At 64.1% G+C, this 3,801-nt stretch carries 4 protein-coding genes; 1 reads left to right on the top strand and 3 read right to left on the bottom strand.

The genetic code is table 11. The annotated features are described in order from the left end of the window. The 3 genes from OXG98_04770 to OXG98_04760 form a co-directional block, all read right to left on the bottom strand. Window positions 1-454 (bottom strand): integrase (locus tag OXG98_04770; protein ID MCY3771316.1); only part of this gene is annotated, 454 nt, incomplete at its 3' end. Then, window positions 451-1,719, bottom strand: a complete 1,269-nt coding sequence (locus OXG98_04765) for a tyrosine-type recombinase/integrase (protein ID MCY3771315.1) — start codon at window positions 1,717-1,719, stop codon at window positions 451-453. The genes OXG98_04770 and OXG98_04765, both read right to left, overlap by 4 nt. A gap of 583 nt (window positions 1,720-2,302) precedes the next feature. Then, on the bottom strand, window positions 2,303-3,541 hold the full coding sequence (locus OXG98_04760) for an IS91 family transposase (GenBank protein MCY3771314.1): 1,239 nt from the start codon (window positions 3,539-3,541) through the stop codon (window positions 2,303-2,305). Window positions 3,542-3,583: 42 nt separating this feature from the next. On the opposite strand from OXG98_04760, the gene OXG98_04755 reads away from it, so the two are divergent. Then, window positions 3,584-3,715, top strand: coding sequence for a hypothetical protein (locus tag OXG98_04755; GenBank protein ID MCY3771313.1), 132 nt, complete (start codon window positions 3,584-3,586; stop codon window positions 3,713-3,715). Window positions 3,716-3,801 lie beyond the last annotated feature (86 nt).

Here is a 3,801-nt window from a genome sequence, read left to right as displayed (position 1 = left end):
CGAGCCCGAGGGCTTCGCCAATCCGGAGGCCGGTTACCGCGATCAGGCCGAACAGGGTCGAGAAGGTCGCGCCACGCAGCCCTGATCGCGAGGGCAATGCTGCCGCGGTGACCACGATCCGCTCGATCTCCGCTTCGCTGTAGATCCATGGCCGCGGACGTGCCCCGCGCCATGGAATCAATCCCTTGGGCGGCACTTCGTGGCGGTCGTCGATGCCGTGCAGCCAGCTTGCAAAGCTGCGCACGACAGGAAACCGCGTGCCCCATGCGTTCGGGCCTGCCGACCCGAACGTCTCCTTCCAGCGCAGGAACAGTTCAGTCGTGATCCATTCGGCGCCCTCTGCATCGGCAAAGGCGGCGAACGGCTTGAGGACGAAACCGACCGACGTCATGTCCGCCCCGAAGCGGCGGCGATGGTCAAGATACTCGGAGAGCCGGGCGGAGATCGACGTCATGATGTGGCCTCCGATACTGGTTGCGGCACGGGCCAGGGACGCGCGAGCGGGCGCAATGCCTGGATGTCGTGCCGGGCATAGATTGTCGTTGTCTCTGCCGAGTTGTGACGCAGAAGGTTGCCGATGTCGTCCAGCGGCGTTCCGGTCTGCAGCAGGGCCATGGCCAGGGAATGCCGGAACACATGGCAGCGAACCATGCCCCCGGGCGGTGCGACGCCGGATGCCGCATAGGCCCTGTGGAGCGACTTCCTGATCGGGCCCGATTGCGTGAAGGGCAGGAAGGGCGGCCAGACGCTGACAAAGAGATGCCGGGAGCTCCCCTGCCGCCCGTGCCGGATCCAATCCACCATGGCTTCGCCCACGTCGACCGGAAGCGGCATGGTCGCCTGTTGTCCGAACTTGCCGCGGACCAGGATCTCGCCAGCCTGCCAGTCGATGTCGTCGAGCCGGATGGCGATGATCTCCCGGCCGCGCAGGCCGAGCCGGGCCATTGTCAGCAGCATCGCATGGTTGCGGCGGGCGATGGCACTGTCTCCCCTGGCGGCCGCCAAAACCCGCTCGACCTCATCCTGCGAGAGATGCCGGACCGGAGCGGGTGATCGTGGCCGGGATGTGCTTGGGACGCACAGGGCCAGGTTCCGGTCGATCCGACCGGTCGCGAAGAGGAAGCGGAACAGGGAGCGCAGAGACTTGGCCCTCGAGGTGTAGCCAGCGAGGCCTGTCTCGGCCGTGCCTCCCAGGTAGGAAACGATGTCGGCACGGGTGATCGCATTGAGCTCGCCAGGAGCTGCATCGCCAAATCTGAAGACCAGGAAGTTGCGGAGCCCGCCTTGATATCCTTTGATGGTTCCGGTCGCCAGCCCGCGACGAATGCGCAGCCACGTGCCGTAGTCCGTGCACAATGCCTCGAGATCCGTCGGCGACGGTTGCGGCGGCGGCGCCGCGGTCATGATTTCCTCCTTGACGAGCCAGGCAGTGAACCGGTCCAGGACGGATGCCCACGTCCGCCGACCTTGAGCCGAAAGCCTTGTCGGCAGCGTATCCCGGATTTGCGCAAGAATTGACTCGTCAACGCCGTCCGGCTCCGTCAGCCCTCGACGCCCCGCTTCTGCGCAGAGCCAGTCGATTGCCGGGACATAATGCCTGACTGTGCCGATCTTCAGGCCAAGCGACAGAAGCGAGGCCAGGAATGCGTGGCGCAGGGGAAGCAACCAGCTCGGCATCTGCTCCCTCGGCAACGGGATTCCAACTGAGTCGATTTGCATCTTTTCGTTCCTTTGTTGATGACAAGTGGAACGAACAGGATTGCACGATCCGGGAACGAAACTGCGGGGCAGGCGCTCGCCAGACCGTCAGGGCAGTCTGAAAACCCATCCGACTGCGTATTGAGCAAGTAAAACCGCCCGGCTTGCCAAGGCTGCGCAACAGCCCCGTTCAAGCATCGGCATTACCGGAACACAGGTTCCAGACGAAAGTGATTATGCCGACAGTTCCAGAAAAAAAGCCCGGGGATTCAATGCCCCGGGCTCCAAACGCGGCATAATCAGGTTGTCGGCATTCTGTGAAGGATTAGTCAGGGTCCCAAGCCTGACTAATCTCATTGAACGAGGCTGCGTGCGGGCGTCGCTGACGTCTATGGGGATAGTAGGCGGTGATACCGCCCTTCTGACCGAATATTCCGGGTCCTGGTGCCGAGAGTCACGGACGCCTGCCTTCCGCGGCGGGAGATGATGACCTTCTGGACGGAAGCCGTCGGCACATATTCCGGCGAACCCGGCGTCCTGTTCTGGCCCGGCGCGAACGGGACTGTTCGGTACTTTCGCACCGGCGTTGATCTCGTGCGTGCTGTCAAGGAACTGTCCCTGCGGTCAGTGACGCACGGGGCGGGGCCCGTGGCGTGTGCGCGTGGCGTTGCGGTTTGGGGATCGGGGCGACCTTCCTGAGGACGCCGCCGCAGTGCGGGCAGGCGACAGGCGCGACATCGTCGTCATCACTGTCGCTGTCGCTGTCACCGTCGGCGGAGATCTGTTCCGGCGTCGGAAGGTCGGCGATGCCGAGTGCATCGCGTGCCTGTTGGAGGGTTTCGGCGCGGCAGTTGTTGGCGAGGATGCCAAAGTGGCGGATGCGCTGCATGCCGTCGGGAAGGACATGCAGGAGGAAGCGGTCGATGAATTCCTCGGCGGTGAGGGTGATGGTGCCGTAGCGGGGCTTGGCCTGTCCCGGCCGTTTCGGCTTTCGGCACCGGATGCGGACCTGCGTGCCGTCGAAGGCGAGAATGCGGCTGTCGCCGATGGCAATTCGATGTGTGTAACGAGAGAGATATGCGAAGACCTGCTCCGGACCCCGGAATGGTGGCTTGGCGTAGACCACCCAATCCTTTCCGCGGGCGGCGGAGATGGTGTCGTGGAAGGCTGCCGGGCAGGCAAGATGGGCGATGCTGCCGGTGGCCTTGATCTTCCCCTTGTCATGGGCCTTGGCCAGTTCTTCGAGGAAGCGGCGTCGAAACAGGCTGGCGAGGACCTTGACCGGTGCGAGGAAGGTTGAGCTTCCCGTGGTCCAGGCCCCGGAGACGGTGTCGATGCCGGCGTTGGGGATGACCACATGAAGATGCGGGTGGAAGCGGAGCTTCTGGTCCCAGGTATGGAGGACGCTGGTTCCGCCGATGCGACGTCCGCCATGGCGCGGGTCGGCGGCGATGGTCCGCAATGTCTCGTGCGCTGTCCGGAACAGGATGCCGGCCAGGAGCCGGCGGTTGGCGAGGCCGATCCGCGCGATCTCTGGCGGAAGGGTGAAGACCACGTGGAAGTACGGCACGGGCAGGATGGCGGCGGCGCGCGCCTCCATCCATTTCCGTGCCGCGTTGCCCTGGCAGGTCGGGCAGTGCCGGTTCTGGCACGAGTTGTAGAGCGGATGTTCCCGCCCGCAGCCGTCACAATGGTACAGGTGGCCACCGAGGACTGCCGTGCGGCAGGCCTCGATGGCACCCATGACCTTTCGGCGGCACGCATCGAGCAACCCGTCCCGCGCCTGCCGGTACGCGGGTCCGGCGCGGCGGAAGATCTCCGCCACGCCCGGCGCTTGCGCCATGTTTGCGGATCAGGACGCGATCAGAGCCGAACCTGAGAGCGGATGATCGAGCGACGCGAACATCCTGCCGGTTGCGCGCGCGTAACCTCGGGTGGTATCCGACTTGCGGTGACCGAGCGCATCCTGGATGACATCGATGCTGCCGCCACGTTCATGAACATGAGCGGCGAATGAATGCCTCTAATCTCGTGCAAGACATTAGAGGCATTATCTCGGGTACATTTTTATCTCGGGTAAGTTCCGGTTGTCGTTGTTTTTTC

The sequence above is a fragment of the Gemmatimonadota bacterium genome, assembly GCA_026706345.1.
Taxonomy (GTDB): domain Bacteria; phylum JAAXHH01; class JAAXHH01; order JAAXHH01; family JAAXHH01; genus JAAXHH01.
Note: the sequence above shows the minus strand (reverse complement) of the source record. Positions and strands in the feature narration are given on the sequence as shown.

What these genes read in the sequence shown, in the direction of transcription:
- OXG98_04765 (MCY3771315.1), bottom strand. Translation starts at nt 1,719, where the DNA reads ATGCAAATCGACTCAGTTGGAATCCCGTTGCCGAGGGAGCAGATGCCG.
- OXG98_04760 (MCY3771314.1), bottom strand. Translation starts at nt 3,541, where the DNA reads ATGGCGCAAGCGCCGGGCGTGGCGGAGATCTTCCGCCGCGCCGGACCC.
- OXG98_04755 (MCY3771313.1), top strand. Translation starts at nt 3,584, where the DNA reads ATGATCGAGCGACGCGAACATCCTGCCGGTTGCGCGCGCGTAACCTCG.